Annotated in this window: 2 protein-coding genes; one reads left to right on the top strand and one right to left on the bottom strand. The window is 29.5% G+C overall.

The window, feature by feature from the left end; genetic code table 11:
* The coding region (yaaA, locus tag ABWO04_RS11700; protein WP_353079864.1) for a peroxide stress protein YaaA at positions 1-686 on the bottom strand (686 nt) is incomplete at its 3' end.
* 218 nt (positions 687-904) lie between these two features.
* Between yaaA and ABWO04_RS11695 the strand changes: the two genes are divergently transcribed.
* Positions 905-1,654, top strand: coding sequence for a Rossmann-like and DUF2520 domain-containing protein (locus ABWO04_RS11695; protein WP_353079863.1), 750 nt, complete (start codon positions 905-907; stop codon positions 1,652-1,654).
* Positions 1,655-1,694: the final 40 nt, after the last annotated feature.

The following is a 1,694-nucleotide window of genomic DNA, read 5'->3' as shown; positions in this document are numbered from 1 at the left end:
TTTAAATCATCAACAGTTTCTGCATTCGTATCTATAATGTATCGTACCATTAAACCTCTGGCTTTTTTTGCAAAAAACGAAATCATCTTCAATTTTCCGTCTTTATAATCTTTAAATTCTGGAGTGATTACAGCAACTTTTAATTTTTTAGCATCAACGGCTGAAAAATATTCGTTACTGGCTAAATTCACAAATAACTCGTCTTTATTTAACTCTGAATTTAATTCATCTGTAAGCGTCTTTTTCCAAAATTCGTATAGATTTTTCTTCGTACCTATTGCTATTGAAGTGCCCATTTCTAAACGGTAGGCTTGCATTAAATCTAAAGGTTTTAATACGCCATACAATCCAGATAAAATGCGTAATTTTTCTTGTAAAACTGTAACTTTCTCTGCAGGTAACGAATTTGCATCTAAACCTGTGTACACTTCACCATCAAAAGTATAAATTGCTGGCCGAGCGTTTTCTGGCGTAAAAGGAAGTTGCCAATCTTGATTTCTTTGCCAGTTCAAATCTGCTAATTTTTCAGAAATATCCATTAATTCCATCAATTGTTTTGGCTTTTTCTTTTTTAACGTTTTCTGAATGGTTTCAGCTTGTTTTAAAAAAGACGATTCCGTAAATAAAGATATGGGAAGTTCTTTATCTAAATTTAAAGATTTTGCTGGTGAAATAACGATTTTCATTTTACAGATTTTTTTCAAAATTAGGCAATAGGATTATTTTTTACAACACAGATTTGAGAAATTATATTAATTTGTTAAAATCCGTACTAACAAAATTTTAATTATATTGATTTTTTTCACTCAGATTATAAAAATTACAATAATCCGTAAAATTTCTTAAATCTGTGTTTTAAAAATTGAAATTTGATATTGTTCTTGCGATTGTTTATCTTCGCAAAATGATAAAAGTAATTCTTTTAGGTTCAGGAAACGTGGCCACTCACTTATTTCAAGCATTTTCGAAAGCTAATGGAGTAGAAGTGGTAAAAGTTTTTTCAAGAACAGTATCGAAAGATTTTCCTGAAACGCTGCAGACTTCAGATTATAAAGAAATTAAAGCTGCTGATGTATACATTATTTGTGTTTCTGATAGCGCTATATCAAGTGTTTCAAGTCAATTATCATTTGAAAATAGGTTAGTGGTACATACTTCTGGAAGTACGGATATTAATGTATTAGATAGTAAAAATAGAAAAGGTGTTTTTTATCCGTTACAAACTTTTACAAAAAACAAATCTGTTGATTTTAGTCAAATTCCTATTTGTATAGAAACAGAAGTTCCTTCCGATTTCGAAATAATTGAAAAGCTTGCGAAATCCGTATCTAATTCCGTTTATTTGATTAATAGCAACCAAAGAAAAGCACTTCACGTTTCTGCCGTTTTTGTTTGTAATTTTACGAATCATTTGTACACTATTGGAAATACAATTTGTGAAGAAAACAACATACCGTTTGAAATTTTGCAACCGTTAATAGAAGAAACAGCTGAGAAGATAAAATCACTCTTACCAAATGAAGCACAAACAGGACCTGCTGTAAGAAATGACCAAAAAACCATTGAAAAACATATCGATTTTCTTACGAACGAAAATCAAAAAGAAATATATAAAATTTTGACAAAATCTATTCAAAATGGCGAAAAGTTATAAAGAAGTAATGAATGATATTAAAGCGTTTATCTTTGATATC

It is taken from the genome of Flavobacterium sp. (assembly GCF_040382755.1).
In the GTDB taxonomy this organism is placed as follows: domain Bacteria; phylum Bacteroidota; class Bacteroidia; order Flavobacteriales; family Flavobacteriaceae; genus Flavobacterium.
This window is presented reverse-complemented; position numbering and strand designations above follow the sequence as displayed.